General features: G+C 71.2%; 17 protein-coding genes and 1 tRNA gene. 13 read left to right on the forward strand and 5 right to left on the reverse strand.

What is annotated here, in order from left to right:
- The first annotated feature begins 2 nt into the window (after positions 1 to 2).
- Positions 3 to 236, forward strand: coding sequence for a hypothetical protein (locus ACFVTC_RS07520; protein WP_010986886.1), 234 nt, complete (start codon positions 3 to 5; stop codon positions 234 to 236).
- On the opposite strand, the gene ACFVTC_RS07525 is transcribed toward ACFVTC_RS07520, so the two are convergent.
- Positions 205 to 1392: a glycosyltransferase 87 family protein gene (locus ACFVTC_RS07525; protein WP_390124947.1), complete on the reverse strand. Its 1188-nt coding sequence runs from the start codon at positions 1390 to 1392 to the stop codon at positions 205 to 207. The two genes, ACFVTC_RS07520 and ACFVTC_RS07525, sit on opposite strands and share 32 nt — an antisense overlap.
- A gap of 122 nt (positions 1393 to 1514) precedes the next feature.
- On the opposite strand from ACFVTC_RS07525, the gene ACFVTC_RS07530 reads away from it, so the two are divergent.
- Positions 1515 to 1587 (forward strand) — tRNA-Ala (locus ACFVTC_RS07530).
- Positions 1588 to 1637: 50 nt separating this feature from the next.
- Here the strand turns inward: ACFVTC_RS07530 and ACFVTC_RS07535 are convergent.
- Positions 1638 to 3257: an NADH-quinone oxidoreductase subunit NuoF family protein gene (locus ACFVTC_RS07535; RefSeq protein WP_168528066.1), complete on the reverse strand. Its 1620-nt coding sequence runs from the start codon at positions 3255 to 3257 to the stop codon at positions 1638 to 1640.
- Entirely contained in the window at positions 3254 to 4564 is a 1311-nt protein-coding gene (locus tag ACFVTC_RS07540; protein ID WP_390124950.1) for a cytochrome b/b6 domain-containing protein, read from the reverse strand. The genes ACFVTC_RS07535 and ACFVTC_RS07540 overlap by 4 nt, the downstream gene beginning before the upstream one ends.
- Before the next feature lie 414 nt (positions 4565 to 4978).
- Between ACFVTC_RS07540 and leuS the strand changes: the two genes are divergently transcribed.
- The 9 genes from leuS (at position 4979) to holA (ending at position 17574) form a co-directional block, all read left to right on the forward strand.
- Positions 4979 to 7891: a leucine--tRNA ligase gene (leuS, locus tag ACFVTC_RS07545; RefSeq protein WP_390124953.1), complete on the forward strand. Its 2913-nt coding sequence runs from the start codon at positions 4979 to 4981 to the stop codon at positions 7889 to 7891.
- A gap of 165 nt (positions 7892 to 8056) precedes the next feature.
- The gene (locus ACFVTC_RS07550; protein ID WP_390124956.1) at positions 8057 to 8788 is read left to right on the forward strand and encodes a hypothetical protein; all 732 of its coding nucleotides are present in this window, start codon (positions 8057 to 8059) and stop codon (positions 8786 to 8788) included.
- 69 nt (positions 8789 to 8857) lie between these two features.
- Positions 8858 to 9703 carry a DegV family protein gene (locus tag ACFVTC_RS07555; RefSeq protein WP_390124959.1) on the forward strand — a complete coding sequence of 282 codons (846 nt, stop codon included), beginning with the start codon at positions 8858 to 8860 and terminating at the stop codon, positions 9701 to 9703.
- 381 nt (positions 9704 to 10084) lie between these two features.
- On the forward strand, positions 10085 to 11275 hold the full coding sequence (locus ACFVTC_RS07560; RefSeq protein ID WP_390124962.1) for a helix-hairpin-helix domain-containing protein: 1191 nt from the start codon (positions 10085 to 10087) through the stop codon (positions 11273 to 11275).
- 101 nt (positions 11276 to 11376) lie between these two features.
- Positions 11377 to 13899 carry a ComEC/Rec2 family competence protein gene (locus tag ACFVTC_RS07565; protein ID WP_390125484.1) on the forward strand — a complete coding sequence of 841 codons (2523 nt, stop codon included), beginning with the start codon at positions 11377 to 11379 and terminating at the stop codon, positions 13897 to 13899.
- 4 nt (positions 13900 to 13903) lie between these two features.
- Positions 13904 to 14731 (forward strand): arylamine N-acetyltransferase, encoded by an 828-nt coding sequence (locus ACFVTC_RS07570; RefSeq protein WP_390124965.1) that lies wholly within the window; start codon positions 13904 to 13906, stop codon positions 14729 to 14731.
- A gap of 197 nt (positions 14732 to 14928) precedes the next feature.
- Positions 14929 to 15810, forward strand: coding sequence for a YceI family protein (locus tag ACFVTC_RS07575; protein WP_390124968.1), 882 nt, complete (start codon positions 14929 to 14931; stop codon positions 15808 to 15810).
- A gap of 100 nt (positions 15811 to 15910) precedes the next feature.
- Entirely contained in the window at positions 15911 to 16156 is a 246-nt protein-coding gene (locus tag ACFVTC_RS07580; RefSeq protein WP_153290665.1) for a hypothetical protein, read from the forward strand.
- A 431-nt stretch (positions 16157 to 16587) separates the two neighbouring features.
- The gene (gene holA / locus ACFVTC_RS07585; RefSeq protein WP_390124971.1) at positions 16588 to 17574 is read left to right on the forward strand and encodes a DNA polymerase III subunit delta; all 987 of its coding nucleotides are present in this window, start codon (positions 16588 to 16590) and stop codon (positions 17572 to 17574) included.
- Positions 17575 to 17796: 222 nt separating this feature from the next.
- Here the strand turns inward: holA and rpsT are convergent, their stop codons facing one another.
- Positions 17797 to 18063 (reverse strand): 30S ribosomal protein S20, encoded by a 267-nt coding sequence (gene rpsT / locus ACFVTC_RS07590; protein WP_168528058.1) that lies wholly within the window; start codon positions 18061 to 18063, stop codon positions 17797 to 17799.
- 224 nt (positions 18064 to 18287) lie between these two features.
- On the opposite strand from rpsT, the gene lepA reads away from it, so the two are divergent.
- Together lepA and ACFVTC_RS07600 are read left to right on the forward strand one after the other, a co-directional pair.
- On the forward strand, positions 18288 to 20156 hold the full coding sequence (gene lepA / locus ACFVTC_RS07595; RefSeq protein WP_390124974.1) for a translation elongation factor 4: 1869 nt from the start codon (positions 18288 to 18290) through the stop codon (positions 20154 to 20156).
- A gap of 226 nt (positions 20157 to 20382) precedes the next feature.
- Positions 20383 to 22296 carry an AMP-dependent synthetase/ligase gene (locus tag ACFVTC_RS07600; protein WP_390124976.1) on the forward strand — a complete coding sequence of 638 codons (1914 nt, stop codon included), beginning with the start codon at positions 20383 to 20385 and terminating at the stop codon, positions 22294 to 22296.
- Positions 22297 to 22428: 132 nt separating this feature from the next.
- Here ACFVTC_RS07600 and ACFVTC_RS07605 read toward each other — a convergent pair whose 3' ends face one another.
- On the reverse strand, positions 22429 to 23013 hold the full coding sequence (locus ACFVTC_RS07605) for a two-component system response regulator (protein ID WP_390124979.1): 585 nt from the start codon (positions 23011 to 23013) through the stop codon (positions 22429 to 22431).
- Positions 23014 to 23020 lie beyond the last annotated feature (7 nt).

A 23020-nucleotide genomic window follows, 5' to 3' on the forward strand; every position in this document is an offset into this window, starting at 1 on the left:
CGATGGGTGCGCACAGGCGAAAGTGCGATTGGTGCGGCAGTGGTACGCCCATCGTCCGCGACATGGAACCGGTCAACCACGACTACCAGTACTGGTGCGAGGAGTGCGCGCGGGCGCTGATCATAAAAGGCGACCCGATCGAGACGTACCGCGAGCTGGAGGGCGAGCCGATCTACGGGCGGCTCCTCGACGAGCACTGCACGCTCAAGCGGTTCTACTCGTTCGCGACAGCCTGACCCAGAGAAGGGCGAGGAAGGCGCAGCCGGCTCCGGCGTAGAGGGCCGACAGCGCCGACTGGACGCCGTTCTGGTGGAGTTCGAGCCGGCCGGGGCCGTGCGGTACCCACCACAGCGCGTACGAGCAGAAGGCCACGGCGGTGGCAGCGGCGGCGGACACCCTCCCGCGGGTCGCGAGGAGCAGCGTCAACGGCACGCACCACACCCAGTGGTGCGACCACGACACCGGACTGACCAGCAGCGCCGTCACCGCGCAGGCGGCCACCGCCCAGGCCCGCAGACCACGCAGTTCCGCGGCCACTGCGGTTGTGAGCCCCAGAGCCCCCACCACGGCTGCCGCGGCGATCCACCACGGGCCGGGGTGCGCGCTGTGCAGCAGCCGGGCCAGGACCCCGCGCAGCGACTGGTTCGCGGTGTCCTCCACCAGTCCGACCCGGCCCGTCTCGAAGACCATCCGGGTCCAGAAGCGCCACGAGTCGTACGGCAGGACGGCGGCCGCGAGCAGCGTCGCCCCGGTGAACGCGACGGCCGCCCCGCGCGCGTGGCGCAGCCAGGGGCCTCCTTGGCCCCGGCGCGCCTGTTCCACGAGGCCGGCGACGAGCAGGAACACCGCGAAGAGCGCCGGGGTCAGTTTGACCGCCGCGGCGATCCCGATGCCCGCACCGGCCCAGCGTCGTACGGGCCGTCCGGTCAGGTCCCACAGCACCAGTGTGCCGAGCAGCAGGTTGACCTGCCCGTAGCGCAGTGTCGTCCACACCGGCTCGCACCATACGGCCGCCGCCGACGTCCACCACACGCTCCGCACGCGCGCGTGGCCGACGAGTCGCAGCGAGAGCGTCACGAACACCACGAGAAGGGCCAGGTTCCCGGCCGTCGCGAGCGTCCGCAGGTCCGGCGGGTCCAGCAGGGTCAACGGTGTGAACAGCAGGGCGGCGAACGGCGGGTAGGTGGTGGGCAGATGGGCCTCGGTCGTGCGCAGCGCGTAGAGGTCGCCGCCCGCGCGGACGGTCGCGCCCTCCGCCCGGTACACCGTCAGGTCGATCATGGACACGTGCGCGGCCCGTTGCGCGCACCAGAAGGCGGTGAACGACAACAGGCACGCCCCCAGGGCGAGGGGCGCGTGGCGGCGGACACGGGGGAGGGCGATCACGGTCACGGAGGCCGACACTATCCCGCATGTCCGTATTGTCCGAGCGGCGCGGAATCGATTTGGTGGTCCACGGGGAGGACCGTGTAATGTTTGCTTCGCCGCCGGGGAGACCGGGCGGAGCAGAACAAGGGGCTATAGCTCAGTTGGTAGAGCGCCTGCATGGCATGCAGGAGGTCAGGAGTTCAATTCTCCTTAGCTCCACAGGATCTGAAGGCGGGCCACCCGATCCGGGTGGCCCGCCTTCGTGGTGTTCAGCGGCCGCTGCCGAGCGCCCGGCGGCCCCGGCGCTGGGACAGCACCGGCAGGTTGTTGCGTGCCGGCGCGGAGGATCTGGTGTCCTCCTCGATGCGCAGGGCGAGCGCCGGGCAGCGGCGTACGGCCCGCAGGGCCTTCGCCTCCGCGTACCGGGGGACCTGCGCCTGCGCGACGGTGGGGAACCCGTCCGCGCCGAGCTCGAAGACCTCGGGCAGGATGTCCGCGCACAGGCCGTGCCCGCGGCACAGGGTCCAGTCGACGTAGATCTTCTGGCGGCTGGGGCCCGCCTCCTCCAGTGCCTGGCCGCCCGGGATGCCCGTCGGGGTCTGGCCGCCCTCGAAGAGCGGCAGAACGCCCTCCACGGGCCTTCCACAGCCGTTTCCGAGAACGTGCGCGGCGAGGTCGTCGGTGAACGCCTTGATCGTCGACTCGATGAACATCGCCGAGCCGTCCGGGTGGGAGCACGCGCCGCGCCGCTTCACGGCCTTGGCGACCTGCTTCACGGCCTCCAGGGCGGCCGGACCGCCGCCGTTGAGGATGTCCTCCAGACCGCGCGCCGCGGCGGGCAGGCCGAGGTAGCAGGGACCGCACTGTCCCGCGCTCTCCTCGGCCAGCCACTGCGCCACTCGCAGCGACTCGCCCAGCGGGCACGTCTCCTGGGTGATCGGGAGGATGGCGCCGGCGCCGAGCGCGCCGCCCACGGCGTCCAGGTTGTTGCGCGAGACGATCGCCTCGTTGACCGTCGCCGCGTCCAGCCACTTGCCGTGGTAGCCGCCGGTCAGCACGCCCTGCGGCATGGGCGGGGCACCGGCGAGCTGGAGCACGTACCGCAGCGGTACGCCGGTCGGAACCTCGATCACCATGGGGCGCGCGACCGCGCCGGAGACGGTGAGCATGACGGTGCCGGGCTCGTCGTACAGGCCGGTGTTGCGGTAGCGGTCGGGGCCGATGCGGGCGGCGATGGCCAGCTGCGCGAACGTCTCGGCGTTCGACAGCAGCGTGGGCGCGCCGCCGACGCCGGTCTGCGACGCGCTGATCTTGCGGCCGGGCGGGATGGCCGGGCCGCCGTCGATGGAGCGGATGAGCGAGGCCGCGGCCCCGGTCACCATGCGTACCGGATTGCGCTGCACGCGCGCGCGAAGCGGCGATCCGCGCCGGTCGCTCAGGCCGCGCTCGGCCAGCGCGGCCTCCATGGACCTCTGGGTGGACTCCCGCGTCACGCCGATGACCAGGGTGCGCGCGCCCATGGCCTCCGCGGCCAGCAGGGCTCCGTCCAGGATGAGGTGCGGGGCACGGTTGATGAGCACCGTGTCCTTGCGGCAGGCGGGTTCGTCCTCGCTTCCGTTGACGACCACGACGGGCCGGATGCCCTTGCTGATGGCCGATTCGGCGACCGAGCGCAGTTTCTTGGCGAAGGGGAAGCCCGCGCCGCCGCGGCCCTTCAGGTTGATGGCCTCGGCGAGGCCCGCGAGCTGTTCACCGCCCATCGGCTCGAGCGGCCCGTGCACCTTGAGGTGCATGGGCAGATCGAGCCGTTCAACCAGGTCGAAACCCGACGTGAGCTGCGGAAGTCCGACGACGCGGACCTCCGGGACGTCGGGCAGGGCCTCGTTCACTTAAAGCCTCCGGAAGGGGCGTTCCATGGTTCACCGGAGCCAGGAGCGTCGAAGGCACCCGGCAGTACGTCAGTCGTGGGACCGCTGTCGTACGTGTCGTTGGTGTTGTACGTGCCGAAGGCGGGGTTCGTCTCACCGGTGTCGTACACATCACTCGTGCCGTACCCGGCCGTGGCCGAATTGTCGTAGACGGGGATGTTGTATCCCGTGTCGGCGAGCGGGTCGTACGCGGAGCGCGGTGCCTCGCCGACCGGCGGCGGGGAGGGGATGGGCCAACTGCCCGACGGGCTGCTGCCGTCGGCGCGCGGAAACGTCTCCGTGGGCTGCGTGTTCACCGGCATCTGGAAGCGCTCGGTCGGCGCGGCCCCCGCGTTCCCGCCGGGCGTTCCCGACATGGCCCGGTAGGCGGCCGCGAAACCGGGCGCCCCGCCCGCGGCGGGGTCCGCCGGGGTCTGGTAGAGCGACTGCTCGGGGCCCGGGGTGCGCTGCGGCGGCACGAAGGGGTCTCCCGCGGACTGCCGGCCGGAGCGCGGTGCGAAGCCCGGCATGGTGTTCTCGGCCAGGGCGGCACGGGACGCGGTCAGTTGTTCCTCGCGTGCCATGCGGGCGCTGTAGCCGTTGCCTTCACCGAGGAGTGCGAGGACCCGGTCGGCGACCTTGCGCTTGTACGGGGCGGGCGCCGCGCGCAGCGCGAGCGCGGCCATGACCGCCACCAGGCACAGGCTGTACAGGATCGTGAAGATCGGCTTCGCCTGTCGACCCGCGTAGAGGCCGTGGATCAGGGCGGAGCACCAGGCCGGGTAGGCCAGCATGTGCATCGCGCGCCAGCGGGCCGCGATCGGGGCGGGGGACGCGAAGGCGCTGCGCAGCGCCCCGGTGACGGCGGTGAAGATCATGAGCAGTCCGGCCAGGGAGCCGAAGCCGATGAGTCCGGCCGTCCCGGAGACGCCGAGGCTGAACGGGATCAGCGCGGCGATCAGCACGGTGTGGTCGAGCGCCAGTTTGACCGTGATGTGCAGCAGCAGGAAGGCGACCGAGGACACGGCGGTCGTGCGGTGCACCGCCTGCGCCACCAGGCGCTGGCGGGTGTTCAGGAACAGCCGGTCGGTCGCCACCAGCCCCCAGATGACGGAGCAGGAGAGCGCGACCAGCGACAGCACGCCGGCGCCGAAGTTGAGGAAGTCCCGGACTCCGTTGCCTCCTGCCAGTACGACCACGGGTATGAGAAGCAGAATGGCAGCGGTGGCCACTCCATAGGCGGAGCGGCCTGGGCGGGGAAGAGTGCTGCCATTACGACGAGGGTTCATAGGGGGGTTACTCCCAACGGTTCGGGGAAGCGGTCCCGAAGCGGCACTCTAGGTCGAGTCCCTCGTGAGGGATACGAGATTGAGTTATTACGTTGTTACCAAAGGGCCGCCAGGCCCTTGTGTTGTCCCTTAGAGTCCGTTACGCGAAGTTATATTTGAATATTGTTCAGTTTTTTGGCGCGATCGTGACCGTCGCGCGGCGTGTCGCGTGCCCCGGAAGCGCGTCGCGACGCGCGCGGGTGCTGCGGTACCCTGACGCCATGCGTGCCGTACGCCTTCTGCTTAGTGAGCCGCGCTGATCAGTCCCGACCACTGACGACCCGTGGTCGGAATCGGCGCGGCCTCCCCTCCTGTGCGAGGGGATTTTTCATTTCTGAGCCGCTGGCAGAGACGATCGATGGAGCTTTGAGGATCATGAGCGAGACGAACCCCGCTGTCGCCTCCGAGGTGGCAGCGCCGCACCGCTACACGGCCGCCATGGCCGCGGAGATCGAAGCACGCTGGCAGGACTTCTGGGACGCCGAGGGCACGTACGAGGCGCCGAACCCCAGCGGTGACCTGGCGGGCGACGCCGAGCTGGCCGCCAAGCCCAAGAAGTTCATCATGGACATGTTCCCGTACCCCTCCGGTGCGGGCCTGCACGTGGGCCACCCGCTGGGCTACATCGCCACCGACGTGTTCGCCCGCTTCCAGCGGATGACCGGGCACAACGTCCTGCACACCCTGGGCTTCGACGCCTTCGGCCTGCCCGCCGAGCAGTACGCCGTGCAGACCGGCACGCACCCGCGCGTGTCCACCGAGGCCAACATGGAGAACATGAGGGTCCAGCTGCGCTCGCTGGGCCTGGGCCACGACAAGCGCCGGTCGTTCGCCACGATCGACCCGGAGTACTACAAGTGGACCCAGTGGATCTTCCTGCAGATCTTCGACTCCTGGTACGACGACGAGGCCGACAAGGCCCGTCCCATCTCCGCGCTGATCGCCCAGTTCGAGAGCGGTGACCGTGCCGTCGTGGGCGCTGACGGCCACGCGCGCGCGTGGAACGAGCTGACCGCCACCGAACGCGCCGACACCCTGAGCGAGTACCGGCTGGCGTACGCCTCCGACGCGCCCGTCAACTGGTGCCCCGGGCTGGGCACCGTACTGGCCAACGAGGAGGTCACCGCGGACGGCCGCTCCGAGCGCGGCAACTTCCCCGTCTTCAAGGCCAAGCTGCGGCAGTGGAACATGCGGATCACGGCGTACGCCGACCGCCTGCTGGACGACCTGGAAGCGCTGGACTGGCCCGAGGCCATCAAGCTGCAGCAGCGCAACTGGATCGGGCGCTCCGAAGGCGCCCGCGTCGACTTCCCGGTCGACGGCGAGGCCATCACGGTCTTCACCACGCGCCAGGACACCCTGTTCGGCGCCACCTACATGGTGCTGGCCCCCGAGCACCCGCTGGTCGACAAGTTCGTCCCGGCGGCCTGGCCGGAGGGCACCCACGAGGTGTGGACCGGCGCGCACGCCACCCCGGCCGAGGCCGTCGCCGCCTACCGCGCGCAGGCCGCGTCGAAGTCGGACGTCGAGCGCCAGGCCGAGGCCAAGGACAAGACCGGCGTCTTCACCGGCGTGTACGCCACCAACCCCGTCAGCGGCGAGCGGATCCCCGTCTTCATCGCCGACTACGTACTGATGGGCTACGGCACCGGCGCCATCATGGCCGTCCCGGCGCACGACACCCGCGACTTCGCGTTCGCGCGCGCCTTCGAGCTGCCGATGCGCTGCGTCGTCGAGCCGAGCGACGACCGGGGGACCGACCCCTCGACGTGGGACGACGCCTTCGCCTCGTACGACGCGAAGATCGTCAACTCCTCGGGCGCCGAGGTCGCCCTGGACGGTCTGGGCGTCGTCGAGGCCAAGGCGCGCATCACCGAGTGGCTGGCCCGCAGGGGCATCGGCGAGGGCACCGTCAACTTCCGGCTGCGCGACTGGCTGTTCAGCCGTCAGCGCTACTGGGGCGAGCCCTTCCCGATCGTGTACGACGAGGACGGCGTCGCCCACGCGCTGCCCGAGTCGATGCTGCCCCTGGAGCTGCCGGAGGTCGAGGACTACTCACCGCGCACCTTCGACCCGGACGACGCGAACACCTCTCCGGAGACGCCGCTGTCCCGCAACGAGGACTGGGTCGACGTCACCCTGGACCTGGGCGACGGCCGCGGCCCGCGGAAGTACCGCCGCGAGACCAACACCATGCCCAACTGGGCCGGTTCCTGCTGGTACGAACTGCGCTACCTGGACCCGCACAACGACCAGAAGCTGGTCGACCCGGCCATCGAGCAGTACTGGATGGGCCCGCGCGAGGGCCTGCCCACCGGCGGTGTCGACCTGTACGTGGGCGGCGCCGAGCACGCCGTGCTGCACCTGCTGTACGCGCGCTTCTGGTCGAAGGTCCTGTTCGACCTGGGCCACGTCTCCTCGGCGGAGCCGTTCCACAAACTGTTCAACCAGGGCATGATCCAGGCCTTCGTGTACCGCGACAGCCGTGGCATCGCCGTACCGGCCGTCGAGGTGGAGGAGCGCGACGGCGCGTACTACTACCAGGGCGAGAAGGTCTCCCGGCTGCTGGGCAAGATGGGCAAGTCCCTGAAGAACGCGGTCACTCCGGACGAGATCTGCGACGAGTACGGCGCGGACACGCTGCGCCTGTACGAGATGGCGATGGGCCCCCTGGACGTGTCGCGACCGTGGGACACGCGCGCGGTGGTCGGCCAGTACCGGCTGCTGCAGCGTCTGTGGCGCAACGTCGTCGACGAGACGACCGGCGAGGTCACCGTCGTCGAGGACAGCGCCGACAGCGCCGACGGCACCGGCACGGACGAGGACACGCTGCGGGTCCTGCACAAGGCGATCGACGGCGTGCGCCAGGACCTGGAGGGCCTGCGCTTCAACACGGCCATCGCCAAGGTCACCGAGCTGAACAACCACCTGACCAAGGCGGGCGGCCCGGTGTCGCGGACGGTCGCCGAGGCACTGGTGCTGCTGATCGCGCCGCTGGCCCCGCACATCGCCGAGGAGCTGTGGCGCAAGCTGGGTCACTCGGACTCGGTGGTCCACCAGGACTTCCCCGTGGCCGATCCGGCGTACGTCGTGGACGAGGCCGTGACCTGCGTCGTGCAGATCAAGGGCAAGGTCAAGGCGCGCCTGGAGGTCTCCCCGTCGATCTCCGACGCGGAGCTGGAGAAGATCGCGCTGGCCGACGAGAAGGTCGTCGCGGCGCTGGACGGCGCGGGCATCCGCAAGGTGATCGTGCGGGCGCCGAAGCTGGTGAACATCGTCACCGCCTAGGGCGGACCGGAGGTCTCCCGGTCGGGCGGCCGCTTTCGGGCAGGGACGTCGGGGTAGTCCCCTACGGGCAGGTTCGGGGTTCTTCCGGAACTCCGGACCTGCCCGTTGCGTTTACCGTTGAGGAGTGTCGTGGCAACCGCCGCGACCGTCGGGAGGAGGAGCGTGGTGGAAGCCGTGATCGCAGTGATCGCCCTGCTCTTCCTGCTGTTCGTGGTCCTGGGCGCCTATGCCACGGTGAGGGTGATCGGCGCCGCCAGGCGCGGCGTGGACCGCACGATCTCCCAGGCCCGCCGCACGGTCGAGGACAGCACGCTCCGCGCCAGGACCTTCACCCAATTCGGCGCGGCCGGCGAGATCGCCCAGCTGCGGCTGAAGCTGCGCACGTCGATGCGGGCCACACAGGACGCGCTGCACGCGGGCGTGGGCGAGGACGAGTCCCTGAGGGAGTCCCTGGGGCTCTTCGAGCGACTCAGCGCGCACGGGCGGGAGCTGGACGACGAGCTCAAGCGCCTGGAGACGGAACCGGACAAGAGCACCCTGGCCACCCGGCTGCCCGGACTGCGCGAGCGCACCGAGCGGATCACCGGGTCCGCGGACTCGCTGCGCTGGGCCGCGCGGGACCGGGCCCGCCGGTTCGCCGAGGACGATCTGGACTCGCTGAGCGCGCAGATCGACGTCGAGGCGGGCGCGTTGCGGCACTGGACGACCGAGCCGAGCGCCACGTCCTCCTGGCCCGACGCACCGGCTCCGGACGCGACCGCCTCCGGCAGCCGGACCTGGCCGGCGCCCCCTGCGTCGCACCCGGCCGACGAGCCGTCGCGCTCCGCCATCACCCCGCCGGTGCGGCGTCCCACCTACCCTTGGCAGAAGAAGCCCCGCCCCGAGAGCACGACTTGACCCGACCTGGACCCCAGGTGAAAGGGGCCGGGCTGCCGTCCGGGCGCCCCGGCGGGTAACCTCCAGCTCATGTCCCGCCATGTCGCGATCGTCACCGATTCAACGGCCTACCTGCCGCCCCGGACGATGGAGCGCCACGGCATCACCGCGGTACCCCTGACCGTGGTCCTCGGCGACCAGGCGCTCGAAGAAGGCACCGAGATCTCGGCCCGTTCCCTGGCCCAGGCACTCCAGAAACGGCGCCCCGTCACCACGTCCCGGCCCAGTCCCGAGGTGTTCGCCGCCACCTACCGCGCGATCGCCGGGTCGGGAGCGACCGGCATCGTCTCCCTCCATCTGTCCGCCGAGTTCTCCGGCACCTACGACGCGGCGGTCCTCGCGGCGCGTGAGGCTCCCGTGCCCGTGCGCGTGGTGGACACCGGGATGGTCGCGATGGCCCTCGGGTTCTGCGCACTGGCCGCGGCCCAGTCCGCGGAGGCGGGGGGCACCGTCGACGAGGCGGTCACGGCCGCGGAGAAGCGGGCCGCCGGCACCTCCACCTACTTCTACGTCGACACCCTCGACTATCTGCGCCGCGGCGGCCGGATCGGTGCGGCGCAGGCGCTGCTCGGCTCCGCGCTCGCGGTGAAGCCACTGCTGCAACTCGACGGCGGCCGTATCGAACTCCTGGAGAAGGTACGCACAGCCTCGAAGGCGATCGCCCGCCTGGAGGAGATCGTGGCCGAACGCGCGGGCAGCGCCCAGGTCGACATCGCCGTCCACCACCTGGCCGCCCCCGAGCGGGCGTCGGCGCTCGCGGACCGGTTGCGGGCACGGGTGCCGGGTCTGGCCGATCTGCACGTGAGCGAGGTCGGGGCGGTGATCGGGGCGCACACCGGGCCCGGGTTGTTGGGGGCCGTCATCTCGCCCCGGTGAGGGCGGGGGAACCGGTGGGCCGACCGTGCTGATCGCGTCGGCCGTGGCGATCGTGCGGGCCGGGCCGGTCACTTCGGGTATGCCGTGGCGGACAGGCCAGCAATGGCAGGCCGGGTACGTCGTGGCGGACAGTCCGGGAATGGCAGGCCGGGTACGCCGTGGCGGACAGGCCGGGAATGGCAGGCCGGGTACGCCGTGGCGGACAGGCCGGGAAGGCCAAGCCGCGAATGCGAAGCCGGGTATGCGGGGTATGCCGTGCCGGCCGGGCCGGGTGTGTCGGCCGTGAGCCCCGCGGGTGACGGAGTTGTCCACAACTCGTGGGTCGTCCACCGGAATTGAGCAAGATCATCGCGAGCTGGCGAGGTGCCGGATCCTCGACGCATGGCACTTCGATCCCGCTCACGCACAGCCACACCGACCAGTGGACCGGGGCGCGGTCCCGTCTCCGACGGCCGCACGCACCAGCGCCGCGCCCACCCTCGCCGTCCGCACCCGCGAAGCCGCTCCGGCGCCGACGTCCGGCGCCATGACGCCCCCGCCGAGGCGCTCCGCCTGCGCGCGCGGGCGCTCTTCCCCGACTCGGGCCGGGAGGAAGGGGAGTCGGGGCACGGACCACCGGGGGCGGACCGGGACGGGGGAGCTCCCAGGGCGAGAACCTCGGCCGGGCTCGGGACCGCCCGCGGCCTGGGCGGGGACCGGTCCTCGCGGAGCGGTGACGGTCCTTCGCCCGACACGCCCTCAGATCGAGCGTCTCCGGCGCCGGACCCGGACGGTCCCGCGGGCACCGGCGTTCCCGCGCGCGGAGCCACGGCCGACTGGCGCCACCGGGCCGGGCTCGCCGTACGGGAGCGGATGCCGCTGTGGCTCCAGTCGAGGTGCGGCCTGGAGCGCCGGAGCGTGGCGGCGCTCGGTGTGCTGCTCGTCGTCGCCGCCGTCTTCGCCGTGCAGCACTTCTGGGCGGGCCGGACACAGCCGGTGCGGGCTCCCGAAGCGGTACGCGCGGTCGCTCCCTTCGGCGGAAAGGAGGAGCCGGGAGGCGGAAGCGGGGTCAGGGAACCGTCGCCGGCGGAGCCGGGCGGCCCGGCCGGGTCGGCGAACACCGCGGGCCCGGCCGGAACCGTGATCGTGGTGGACGTCAGCGGCAAGGTGCGCAGTCCCGGGCTCCAGCGCCTGCCCGCCGGATCGCGGGTCGAGGACGCGCTGCGGGCCGCGGGCGGGGTGCGGTCGGGGGCAAGCACGGAGGGTCTCAACCGCGCGCGCCTCCTCGTGGACGGCGAGCAGGTCGTCGTCGGCGCTCCGGCACTCGCGGCGGCGCCGGTCACGGGCGGTGGCACCCTCACAGGTGGTGCGGGCGGACCCGGCTCCGGGACGGCGCCATCGGCTCCGGTCTCCCTCAACACGGCCACGGTGGACCAGCTCGACACCCTCCCCGGTGTCGGTCCGGTGCTCGCCCGGCACATCATCGAGTACCGCACCGAGCACGGCGGTTTCCGCTCGGTCGACGAGCTCCGCGAGGTCAACGGAATCGGCGAGCGCCGGTTCGCCGATCTGCAGAATCTCGTGCGGCCGTGAACACGCGCGAGACCGGGATCATCCGTGAGGTCGGGAACACCCCCGAGACACGGGACACCCGTGTGGCCGGGAACGGCCGCGAGGCCAGGAATCGCCGGGCCGTGCACGCGGCCTCGGGCAAGCGGCTGGGGAGGGCGCATCCCCAGGAGGAAGGACCGGCGGACCTGCGGCTCGTGCCGCCCGCTCTGGCGGCCTGGGCGACGGCGGCGCTGACGCTGGACGCGCCGGTCGGCTGGACCACCGCTGTGGTGGTGGGCTGCGTGGTCGTGGCCTGCGCCCTGCTGGCGGCTGGACGCGGGCGCACGCACGGCACGGGCCGGCGGGACGGGTCGCGGGCGACGCCGCCGACGTGGCCGCGGGTGTCCGCCGCCGCCGTGCTGCTCTGCGCCGCTGCGGCCGCCGCCTCCGCGGGACTGCACGGGGCCGATGTGCGCCGAGGGCCGGTCCCCTCCCTGGCGCGACAGTTCGCCCACGTGATCGTCGAGGCGGAGGTCACCTCCGACGCACGGCTCACCCGGCCCCGGATCAAGGGGGACCACGCGGCTCCGACCGCCGTGCTGCTCGACGCCGAGGTCCGGCGGGTGACGCGGGCGGACGGAAACGGGCGAGCCGTGGAGACGCGTGCGCCGGTGCTGGTGATCGTCGACGCGAGGTCGCCGAGAGGCTCGCCCGGACCGGCCGACCGGCGGTCGCCCTGGCTGCGGCTCCTGCCGTCCACCCGGGTGCGGTTGGCAGGGCGGCTGGCGCCCGCGCTGTCGGACGGCGACCGGGTCGCGGCAGTGCTGCGAGTGCGGGGGAGCGGGCCGCCACAGGTGGTGGGGGAGCCGTCCGGGCCGCAGCGGTTCGCCGGCCGGCTGCGCGAGGGACTGCGGCAGGCGACCGGTGGACTGGAAGCGGACGCACGGGCCCTGCTGCCGGGGCTGGTCGTGGGGGACACCGCACGGGTCACACCGGAGCTGGACGACGCGTTCAAGGCGACGGATCTCACGCATCTGCTCGCGGTCAGCGGCGGAAACCTCGTGATCCTGCTGGCCCTGTTCATCGGACCGCCCGGCCTTGCCCAGCGCGCCGAGCGACGCGGCCTCGCACCTCGACTCGGCGTTCCGCTGCGGACGACCGCGCTGCTGGGCGGCGCGGTCACCATCGGCTTCGTGATCGTCTGCAGGCCGGATCCGAGCGTGCTGCGGGCCGCGGCCTGTGGCTCGATCACCCTGCTCGCCATCGCGACCGGCCGCCGCAGATCACTGATCCCCGCGCTGGCCACCGCCGTGCTGCTGCTGGTGCTGTACGACCCCTGGCTGGCCCGTGGCTACGGCTTTCTGCTCTCCGTCCTGGCGACCGGCGCCCTGCTCACGCTCGCCCCGCGCTGGAGCGCGGCACTCCGCGGACACGGGGTGCCACCCCGGCCGGCCGAGGCGCTCGCGGCCGCGGGAGCCGCACAGGCGCTGTGCGCACCGGTCGTCGCCGTCCTCTCGGCACAGGTGAGCCTGGTGGCGGTGCCGTGCAATCTGCTCGCGGAGTTCGCCGTCGCGCCGGCCACCGTGCTGGGATTCGCGGCGCTGGCGACCGCCCCGCTCACCCCGGCTGTGGCCAAGGCACTGGCGTGGTGCGCGAGTTGGCCGGCCCGGTGGATCGCGGACATCGCCCGAGCCGGGGCGGCCCTGCCCGGTGGGGCCGTGGACTGGCCGGGAAGCTGGACGGGGGCGCTGCTGCTCGCCCTGGCCACGGCGGCCGTCGTGCTCCTCGGCCGACGGCTCCTGAAGCACCCCTGGGCGCTCGGCGTGTGTCTGGTGGTGTTCCTGCTGGTCGTGGTGCGGCCGGCACCGCTCACCAGGGTGATCACGGGATGGCCGCCGCCCGGCTGGCGGTTCGCGATGTGCGACGTGGGGCAGGGCGACGCGACGGTACTGGCGGCGGGCGACGGCACCGCGGTGGTGGTGGACGCCGGGCCGGACCCGGGACTGGTCGACCACTGTCTCAGCGCGCTCGGTGTCACCCGGATTCCACTCGTCGTGCTCACGCACTTCCACGCCGATCATGTGGCGGGGCTGCCGGGGGTGTTGCGCGGTCGTTCCGTGGGGGCGATCGAGACGACCGGTTTCGAGGAGCCGCCGGACCAGGCCGAGTTCGTCCGGCGGGAGGCGGCCGCGCGGCACATCGAGGTGACGCGGGCCGTGGCGGGGGAGCGACGCCGGACGGGAAGCCTCGAATGGCAGGTGCTGTGGCCGGGGCCGAGTCCGCCGGGCCCTGTGCCGGACGGTCCGAACGACGCCAGTGTCGCCCTGCTCGTCCGGTCGGCCGGACTGCGGATGCTTCTCCTGGGGGACCTCGAACCACCTGCCCAGCGGGCGCTGTTGAGGTCGCCCGTCGCCGGTGGGCTGACGGCCGTGGATGTGCTCAAGGTCGCCCATCACGGCTCCGCCTACCAGGATCCGGAGCTCATGCGGAGGGCCGCTCCGCGGATCGCTCTGATCTCCTGCGGGAGGGACAACCCGTACGGGCACCCCGCTCCCGGCACGGTCGCGGCGCTGCGTGCGGGGGGTGCGGTGGTGCTGCGGACGGACAGGGACGGGGCACTGGCTGTCGTCGGTGCGGGCGCGGAGCTGGGCGTGGCGAGAGACTGAGGTCATGAATTCCGCACAGGCTGATGCCTACCTCCGCCGGATCGGTGCCCAGCACCCGGCGTGGCCCACCTCCGGGGTGCTGCGTGAGCTGCACCTCCGCCATCTCAAGACGGTGCCGTTCGAGAACCTGTCGATCCATCTGGGAGAGGGGATCGTGCTGGAGGAGAAACACCTGCTGGACAAGGTGGTGGGCGCGCGCAGGGGCGGCTTCTGCTACGAACTGAACGGCCTGTTCGGAGCGTTGCTGGGAGCGTTGGGCTTCGATGTGACACTTCTCTCGGCCCGGACGTACGGCGAGGAGGGGCGGCTCGGGATTCCGTACGACCACCTCGCCTTGCGGGTGCGGACGGTGGACGGGGGCGACTGGCTGGCGGACGTCGGCTTCGGGGCGCACAGTCACTATCCGCTGGCTTTCGGGGAGCGGAGCGAACAGGTGGATCCGGGCGGCACGTTCAGGGTCGTCGAGGCGGGGCCGGACGCGGCGGGGGTGCGGGGAGTCGGAGGGCGGCGGGAGGCCGAGGACCTGGACGTCATCCGGAACGCCGGACCGCAGTACCGCCTGGAGGTGCGGCCGCGGGTGCTCGGGGACTTCGTGGCCGGCGCCTGGTGGCACAGCACCTCGCCGATGTCGCATTTCGGCCGGTCGACGGTGTGTTCGCGGGTCACGGAGGACGGGGGGCGGATCACGCTCAGCGGCCGGAGCCTGACGGTGACGGCGCCGGACGGGACGAAGGAGGTCACGGAGCCGGCCACGGACGAGGAGGTGCTGGCGGTCTACCGGGAACGCTTCGGGATCGAACTGGACCAGGTGCCGGGGGTGCGGAAGGTCTGACCGGAGCGCCGGCGGAGGGGGTGACCGCCGGGGCGGGCACACGGGGGTACGCGTAGGTCAAAAGGCGTTACTCGGTCGCAGTCCCGGCACATGTGCTGGATTCCCGCGATGTACCCCCGTGTTGCCCCGAAAGCCGCACTGGTGATCGAATGCATCATTGTCAACAGATGTTTTCAAGTGGTGCGGGAGTGGCGTAGATGATCGGCCGCTGGTGGCGAAACCGAACGGATGAGGCGCAACGGACGGGTCCGCTCGCCGCGGTGCGGATGCCGCCCAGCGCCGGAGTGCTGAGCTGCCGGGTGCTCGATGAGGTCAACGAACCCGTACCGCACGCGGAGTTCGCGGTCAGTGACGCCCTGGGGCGCAAGGTGATGGGTGGGGGCACGGATCCGTACGGGTCGTTCGTGGCGACGGTTCCGGCCGGCGAGTACCGGCTCGCGGTGTCGGCGGAGGGGTACACGCCCTACCGCGCGAACGCCGTCGTCGGGGAGAACACATTGGCCTCGCTCGGCGATGTGACGCTGCAGGTCGCCCAGCCGCCCGCCCTGCCACGGCCGGGCGACTGGGACATCGAGCCGATGCACTCGTCGATCGGCTTCACCGCGCGGCACATCGGGCTGGCCAGGATCCACGGGCGGTTCAACACGTTCGCCGGGGCGATAAGGATCGCCGAGGACATGGAGCAGTCGGCGATGCACGTGGTGATCGACGCGGCGTCCATCGACACCAACGTCAGGATGCGGGACGACCATCTGCGGTCGGGGGACTTCCTGGACGTGGCGCGCTTTCCGACGCTGGAGTTCTACAGCGAACGCTTCGTGCACCGGGGCGGCAGCCGCTGGGCGGTGACCGGGGCGCTGTCGCTGCACGGCGTGACGCGCACGGTCACGCTCGACACGGAGTACCTCGGGCTCGGCAACGGTATGGAGGACGAGGTGCGGGCCGCCTGCCGGGCCACGACCGAGCTGCACCGCGACGACTTCACCGTCAGCTGGCAGACGATGCTCGCGCGGGGCATCGCGGTGGTCGGGCCGAGCATCAGGATCGAGCTGGACGTGCAGATCGTCCAGAAGGGCTGACCGGTGTGCGGACGGGTGCGCCGGCCGGTGCGGTGACCGGGGGTCGGCGTCAAGGCGGACCCGGGCGTCGGCCCGGCCGGACGTAGCGGAAAATGTCCTCGTGAGTGACGTGAGACATGTATTGGTGCTGCCCGACCGCGACGCGGCGGAAGAGGCGGCGGAGGCGGTCGGCGACCGGTTCGGCCTCGCGGAGGAACCACAGCTCGTCAGGGACGCGCTGGCCGGTGAGGACGACGCCGAGGACGCGCAGTGGCTGGTCGTCCTGACCGATTCCGAGGAGCGGCTCGATCCGAAGGAGCTGGACGAGTTCGCCGCGGAGTGGGACGGCTGGCGCGAGGAGCCGTAGAGGTCCCGTCGCGCGCAAGCTCCGTCGCGCGCAAGCTCCGCCGGGTGCCGGGTGCCGGGTGCCGGGTGCCGGGTGCCGGGTGCCGGATGCGGGATGCGGGATGCCGGATAAGGGGGCGGGACTTGGGCGTGGGATGGGCGGTGGTGCGGGGCGTGCAGATGCCGCGTCGGCTGCGCGGAGGCCGTGGACCGGGGACGTGCCGTGTCCCCGCGCCCGCCGTACGACTTCCCCGCCCGTCGTAGGACCCCTCCGCCCGTCGTACGACCCCCCGCGCCCGCCGTACGACTTCCCCGCCCGTCGTACGACCCCTCCGCCCGCCGTACGACTCCCCCGCCCGTCGTACGACGCCTCGCGCGTGGTCCGGGCACCCGTGTCGGCCGGGCCGAACCGCGCGGCGTTCGTTGTCAGTGGCGCGTGGGATGCTTTCGGGGATGGCCAAGAAGACCGCACAAGACGACCCTCTCGCCCCCGTCACGCTCGCCGTGGGCCAGGAGGATCTCCTGCTCGACCGTGCCGTGCAGGAGGTGGTGGCCGCCGCCAGGGCCGCCGACGCCGACACGGACGTCCGGGACCTCACCCCGGACCAGTTGCAGCCCGGCACGCTCGCCGAGCTGACGAGCCCGTCGCTCTTCTCGGAGCGCAAGGTCGTGGTCGTACGCAACGCGCAGGATCTGTCGGCCGACACCATCAAGGACGTGAAGACGTATCTGGGCGCGCCGGCCGAGGAGATCACCCTCGTGCTGCTGCACGCGGGCGCGGCCAAGGGCAAGGGACTGCTCGACGCCGCGCGCAAGGTGGGGGCCCGGGAGGTGGCGTGCCCCAAGATGACGAAGCCGGCGGACCGGCTGGCGTTCGTGCGGAGCGAGTTCAGGGCGCTGGGGAGGTCCGCGACACAGGAGGCGTGCCAGGCGCTCGTCGACTCCATCGGGAGTGATCTGAGGGAGCTGGCGTCAGCGGTGTCGCAGCTGACCGCGGATGTCGAGGGGACGATCGACGAGGCCGTCGTCGGCAGGTACTACACCGGGCGGGCCGAGGCGTCGAGCTTCACCGTGGCCGACCGGGCCGTGGAGGGGCGGGCGGCGGAGGCGTTGGAGGCGTTGCGCTGGTCTCTGTCGACCGGGGTCGCGCCGGTCATGATCACCAGCGCGCTGGCGCAGGGCGTGCGGGCGATCGGGAAGCTGTCCTCCGCGCGCGGGGGGCGGCCGGCCGATCTCGCCCGCGAGCTCGGGATGCCGCCGTGGAAGATCGACCGGGTGCGGCAGCAGATGCGGGGGTGGACGCCGGACGGGGTGGCCGTCGCGCTGCGGGCGGTCGCCGACGCGGACGCCGGGGTCAAGGGCGGTGGGGACGACCCCGAGTACGCGTTGGAGAAGGCGGTCGTGGCCATCGCGCGGGCGGCTCGGTCCCGACGGGGCTAGGGCGTGTTGCGAAAGTCCCGGCGGGAACCGCCGGACACGGCATCCGGCAGAACGAAGGCCCCGCTCGCGCTCCTGGGGAAGGAGACGGGCGGGGCCTTCGGTTCAAGCCTGTGGATCCGTGCCCGCGTGGCGAACGCAGGTCGCGCACGGATCCGGGGGTGCCGGTCAGGAGCGGATGAGAGGGCCCGCTGGGTCCCTTCCGGCGGTCAAGTCGGGTAGGACTCAGCCCTTGAGGGCAACGACCTTCGAAGCAAGCGCCGACTTCTTGTTGGCGGCCTGGTTCTTGTGGATGACGCCCTTCGAGACGGCCTTGTCGAGCTGGCGCGACGCGGCGCGCGTGTACTCGGTGGCCTTCTCGACGTCACCCGCGGCAGCAGCCTCGCGGGCCTTGCGGATCGCGGTCTTCAGAGAGGACTTGACGGCCTTGTTGCGCAGCCGGGCCTTCTCGTTGGTCTTGATCCGCTTGATCTGGGACTTGATGTTCGCCACGAATGAGCCTTTACAGGTTCAGGCGCGCGAGACAGCACGTCTCGCCCGCCGTTTGATTTCCTTGGGGTGTGCCTCGTGCAGAGAGGGCATGAGACACAGCCACCCAGGCTACCAGCCGCCGCGCGACCGGCCCAAACCGGTCGCGGCTCCCCACCCGTGGGACCATGGAGCCTACGTATCGATCCGACCCGAGGCGACAGGCGCCTCAAGAGACAGGACCCTGCGTGCCCGCGACCCCTAACAATGTGCCCGAGCCGAGCCGTACCGACCCGGCTCTGATTCGCAATTTCTGCATCATCGCGCACATCGACCACGGCAAGTCCACGCTCGCCGACCGCATGCTCCAGCTGACCGGGGTGGTTGATCAGCGGCAGATGCGCGCTCAGTACCTCGACCGCATGGACATCGAGCGCGAGCGTGGGATCACGATCAAGTCCCAGGCGGTCCGGCTGCCCTGGGCGCCCTCCGAGGACCCGGGCAGCACCCACATCCTCAACATGATCGACACCCCCGGGCACGTCGACTTCACGTACGAGGTGTCCCGCTCGCTCGCGGCCTGCGAAGGCACGGTCCTGCTTGTCGACGCGGCCCAGGGCATCGAGGCGCAGACTCTCGCCAACCTCTACCTGGCGATGGAGAACGACCTCAAGATCATCCCCGTACTGAACAAGATCGACCTGCCGGCCGCCCAGCCGGAGAAGTTCTCCGAGGAGCTCGCCAACCTCATCGGGTGCGACCCCGAGGACGTTCTCAAGGTCTCGGCCAAGACGGGCCTGGGCGTCGAGGCGCTGCTGGACAAGGTCGTCGCCGAGATCCCCGCCCCGGTCGGCGTCCAGGACGCCCCCGCCCGCGCGATGATCTTCGACTCGGTCTACGACTCCTACCGCGGTGTCGTGACGTACGTGCGTGTCATCGACGGGCAGCTCAACAAGCGTGAGCGCATCCGGATGATGTCCACGGGCGCGACCCACGAGCTGCTGGAGATCGGTGTCTCGGCCCCCGAGATGAAGGCGGCCGACGGGCTCGGCGTCGGCGAGGTGGGTTACCTCATCACCGGCGTGAAGGACGTCCGCCAGTCCAAGGTCGGTGACACGATCACCACCCTGCACAAGGGCGCGACCGAGGCGCTCGGCGGGTACAAGGACCCCAAGCCCATGGTCTTCTCGGGGCTGTATCCCCTGGACGGGTCCGACTACCCCGAGCTCCGCGACGCCCTGGACAAGCTCCAACTCAACGACGCCGCGCTGGTGTACGAGCCGGAGACCTCGGCGGCGCTGGGCTTCGGCTTCCGCGTCGGTTTCCTCGGACTGCTGCACCTCGACGTGATCCGTGAGCGGCTCGAGCGCGAGTTCGGGCTCGATCTGATCGCGACCGCGCCGAACGTGGTCTACCGCGTCGAGATGGAGGACCGCAGCGAGCACATCGTCACCAACCCGAGCGAGTTCCCCGAGGGCAAGATCGACAAGGTGTACGAGCCCGTCGTGCGGGCCACCATCCTCGCGCCCTCCGAGTTCATCGGCTCGATCATGGAGCTGTGCCAGACCCGGCGCGGCACCCTGCTCGGCATGGACTACCTCTCCGAGGACCGGGTCGAGATCCGCTACACGCTGCCGCTCGCGGAGATCGTCTTCGACTTCTTCGACCAGCTGAAGTCCAAGACCCGCGGTTACGCCTCGCTGGACTACGAGCCCACCGGTGAGCAGACCTCCAGCCTGGTCAAGGTCGACATCCTGCTGCACGGGGACAAGGTCGACGCCTTCTCCGCGGTCACGCACAAGGACCAGGCGTACGCGTACGGTGTCCGCCTCGTCGCCAAGCTGCGCGAGCTGATCCCGCGGCAGGCATTCGAGGTGCCGATCCAGGCGGCCATCGGCTCCCGTGTGATCGCCCGCGAGACCATCCGCGCCATCCGCAAGGACGTCCTCGCCAAGTGCTACGGCGGTGACATCTCCCGTAAGCGGAAGCTGCTGGAGAAGCAGAAGGAGGGCAAGAAGCGGATGAAGATGGTGGGCTCTGTGGAAGTTCCGCAAGAGGCCTTCATCGCCGTGCTGTCCAGTGACGACAGCGGCGGCGGGGCCAAGGGCAAGAAGTAGCCGCCCGAGGTAGGCCGATTCGCCGATTTCGAGGGCCCGTTGCGCTTACGCGTGGCGGGCCCTCGCCCGTACGTACCGTCGCTCTCTGTAGGAAGTGACAGGACGCCGCCCCTTACGCACCGGCCGGACGCGCTCTACTCTGATCACTGCTCGTTAGTTACTCGCGAGTTAAACAACAGCCGCAATGAGCCAGCCAGCCGCACTGTCGCGGGCCCCGGAGGATGTCGTGAGCGACACACAGACCCTGATCGAGAACCGTCCGCCGTCCGTGGCGGCCCTCTTCCTGGAGCGTGTGGCGGCCACGCCGGACGCCGAGGCCTACCGCTACCCCGTCCCAGCCGCCCCGGGTCGTCCGGCCTCGACCGAGCGGGCGGGTGCCCCCGAGGGTCAGGGCGTGGACGAGTGGAAGTCGCTGAGCTGGGCGCAGGCCGCCGAGCGGGTCTTCGCCATCTCGGCCGGACTGATCGAACTGGGTGTGCAGCCGGAACAGCGCGTCGCGCTCGCCTCCTCCACGCGGGTCGAGTGGATCCTCGCCGACCTCGGCATCATGTGCGCGGGCGCGGCGACGACGACGATCTACCCCCAGACGAACGCCGGGGAGTCCGCGTTCATCCTCTCCGACTCCGACAGCCGGGTCCTGATCGCCGAGGACGCGGCCCAGCTCGCCAAGGTGCGCGAGAAGCGCGCCGAACTGCCCGAGCTGACGCATGTGGTCGTCATCGACCCGGCCGGCGTCGAGACCGGCGACGACGTCCTGAGCCTGGCCGAGCTGGAGGCGCGCGGCGCCGCGCACCTGGAGAAGAACCCCGAGCTGATCAAGGAGCGGGTCGGCGCGATCACCGCCGAGCAGCTCGCCACCCTCATCTACACCTCCGGCACCACGGGCCGCCCCAAGGGGGTCCGCCTCCCGCACGACAACTGGGCGTACATGGCGAAGGCCATCGCCTCGACCGGACTGCTCGGTCCCGACGACGTGCAGTACCTCTGGCTGCCGCTCGCCCATGTCTTCGGCAAGGTGCTCACCTCCGGCCAGATCGAGGTCGGGCACGTCACCGCCGTCGACGGCCGGGTGGACAAGATCATCGAGAATCTGCCGGTGGTGCAGCCGACGTACATGGCGGCCGTCCCGCGCATCTTCGAGAAGGTCTACAACGGGGTCGCGGCCAAGGCACGGGCCGGCGGCGGCGCCAAGTACAAGATCTTCCAGTGGGCCGCCGAGGTCTCCCGCGAGTACGCGAAGGCCGGTCAGGACAACTTCCGCCGCACCGGCACCGCCTCCGTCCCCTTCGCCCTGGCGGCCAAGCACAAGGTCGCGGACGCCCTCGTGTTCTCCAAGATCCGCGAGGCCTTCGGCGGCCGGCTGCGTGCCTGCATCTCCGGCAGTGCGGCCCTGGCCCCCGAGATCGGCTACTTCTTCGCGGGCGCCGGCATCCACATCCTGGAGGGGTACGGCCTCACGGAGTCCTCCGCCGCCTCCTTCGTGAACCCCGGCGAGGCCTACCGCACCGGCACGGTCGGCAAGCCGCTGCCCGGCACCGAGGTGCGCATCGCGGACGACGGCGAGATCCTGCTGCGCGGCCCCGGCATCATGGAGGGCTACCACCGGCTGCCGGAGAAGACCGCCGAGGTCCTGGAGGCGGACGGCTGGTTCCACACGGGTGACATCGGCGAGCTGTCCCCCGACGGCTACCTCCGCATCACCGACCGCAAGAAGGACCTCATCAAGACGTCCGGCGGCAAGTACATCGCGCCCGCTGAGGTCGAGGGCCAGTTCAAGGCGGTCTGCCCCTACGTCTCCAACATCCTCGTGCACGGCGCCGACCGGAACTTCTGCACCGCCCTCATCGCCCTCGACGAGCCGTCGATCCTGGAGTGGGCGAAGGACAACGGGCTGGAGGGCAGGTCGTACGCCGACGTCGTGGCCGCCCCGGTCACCGTCGAGCTGATCGAGGGCTATGTGAAGGAGCTCAACGGCGGGCTCCAGCGCTGGCAGACGATCAAGAAGTTCCGCCTGCTGCCGCGTGACCTCGACGTGGAGCACGGGGAGATCACGCCGAGCCTGAAGCTCAAGCGGCCGGTCGTGGAACGGGAGTACAAGGGGCTGATCGAGGAGATGTACGCCGGTACACGCGAGGTCTGAGCCCCGGGGCGGCCGGACCGCTCGCCCGGCCGCGGATCCGACCGGGCCGCGGTTCCTGGCGGGGCGGCGGGGCCGCATCGGGGTCGAACCGGCCGGACGGCAGGGGCGACGCGCGGACGGTACCCGCGTCCCTCAGGGTGCGCGGGTGCCGGTCACCCGCGCCACCAGGTGCCGCAGTTCTCCCACCTGCCTGCGCAGGTCCGGCACGTTCGGAGGGTCCTGGGTCGCCAGCTGCTTCTCCAGGGCGGCCAGCCGCGTGCCGATCCGGGCGGCGTGGACGTGTTCCTGGGCCAGTAGCCGTTCCAGCTGCCGGTTCTTGCGGTGCAGATCCAGGAACACGGTGACCTTGGCGCGCAGCACCCAGGGGTCGAACGGCTTCGTCAGATAGTCCGCGGCGCCGGTGGCGTAACCGCGGAAGGCGTAGCCCGCGTCGGCGTCGGTGCCGGTCAGGAAGATGATGGGGACGTCCTTGGTCTGGTCGAGGCGTTTGATGTTCGCGGCGGTCTCGAAGCCGTCCATGCCGGGCATACGGATGTCCAGGAGGACGACGGCGAAGCGTTGGCGCAGCAGCGCCTTCATCGCCTCCTCGCCCGAACGCGCGCGCACCAAAGGCTCGTTGAGGGACCCCAGGACGGCCTCCAGCGCGATCAGGTTGTCCTCCATGTCGTCGACCAGGAGGATGCTGGCGCGCTCGTCGGCCGTTTCCTCAGCGCTCATGGTGACT

This window comes from Streptomyces sp. NPDC057950 (assembly GCF_042887295.1).
GTDB classification, from domain to species: Bacteria; Actinomycetota; Actinomycetes; order Streptomycetales; family Streptomycetaceae; genus Streptomyces; species Streptomyces kaempferi.

What these genes read in the sequence shown, in the direction of transcription:
- ACFVTC_RS07555 (WP_390124959.1), top strand. Translation starts at nt 8,858, where the DNA reads ATGTCCCGCCATGTCGCGATCGTCACCGATTCAACGGCCTACCTGCCG.
- leuS (WP_390124953.1), top strand. Translation starts at nt 4,979, where the DNA reads ATGAGCGAGACGAACCCCGCTGTCGCCTCCGAGGTGGCAGCGCCGCAC.
- ACFVTC_RS07570 (WP_390124965.1), top strand. Translation starts at nt 13,904, where the DNA reads ATGAATTCCGCACAGGCTGATGCCTACCTCCGCCGGATCGGTGCCCAG.
- ACFVTC_RS07605 (WP_390124979.1), bottom strand. Translation starts at nt 23,013, where the DNA reads ATGAGCGCTGAGGAAACGGCCGACGAGCGCGCCAGCATCCTCCTGGTC.
- ACFVTC_RS07560 (WP_390124962.1), top strand. Translation starts at nt 10,085, where the DNA reads ATGGCACTTCGATCCCGCTCACGCACAGCCACACCGACCAGTGGACCG.
- holA (WP_390124971.1), top strand. Translation starts at nt 16,588, where the DNA reads ATGGCCAAGAAGACCGCACAAGACGACCCTCTCGCCCCCGTCACGCTC.
- ACFVTC_RS07575 (WP_390124968.1), top strand. Translation starts at nt 14,929, where the DNA reads ATGATCGGCCGCTGGTGGCGAAACCGAACGGATGAGGCGCAACGGACG.
- ACFVTC_RS07540 (WP_390124950.1), bottom strand. Translation starts at nt 4,564, where the DNA reads ATGAACCCTCGTCGTAATGGCAGCACTCTTCCCCGCCCAGGCCGCTCC.
- ACFVTC_RS07520 (WP_010986886.1), top strand. Translation starts at nt 3, where the DNA reads ATGGGTGCGCACAGGCGAAAGTGCGATTGGTGCGGCAGTGGTACGCCC.